The sequence below is a fragment of the Candidatus Accumulibacter vicinus genome, from assembly GCF_000584955.1.
Lineage (GTDB): Bacteria > Pseudomonadota > Gammaproteobacteria > Burkholderiales > Rhodocyclaceae > Accumulibacter > Accumulibacter vicinus.
This window is the reverse complement of record NZ_JDSS02000031.1, coordinates 85,153-85,632: the sequence shown is the minus strand read 5'-3', so window position 1 is coordinate 85,632 and position 480 is coordinate 85,153. Positions and strand designations below refer to the sequence as shown.

1 pseudogene is annotated in these 480 nt (G+C 64.4%); it reads right to left on the bottom strand.

The window, feature by feature from the left end:
• Positions 1-480 (bottom strand): annotated as a pseudogene (locus CAPSK01_RS14650) (bifunctional uridylyltransferase/uridylyl-removing protein); the annotation flags it as partial.

The window sequence follows — 480 nt, the reverse complement described above, 5'->3', positions numbered from 1 at the left end:
CCTGCCGCGAGAGGCGCCCGCTGCCGGGTGCCTCGGGCGGACTCTGGCGGTTGAGCCGCGCTGTCAGCTCGTGCTCGATGTAGCTGATCATTGCACGGTCACTGCCGCGATCGCTGAGGTCGAGCAGCATGAAGCTGTCCAGTGCATAGCCGTGACGGGTGGTGTGGATCTTGGCGTCGACGATGGTGTAGCCGGCACGGCTGAAAAAGCCGACCAGGCGCGCGAACAGATCGTGCTGATCCTTCGTATAGATCAACACCTCGAGTCCTTCGCCCTGTGGGTTCACGCGTGCCTTGACCACCGGCTGCTCGACGCGGGTCCGATAGTGCAGGGCGCGCGTGTGCCAGGCGATTTCTTCCGCGGAATGGCGCAGGAAATACACCGTGTCGAGCTGCTTCCACAGGCGTTGGTGTACCGCGTCGGGAAGCGCGAAGTAGCGTAGCAGGCGCAGGGCCTCCTGCTGGCGTTCCTCGATCAGGC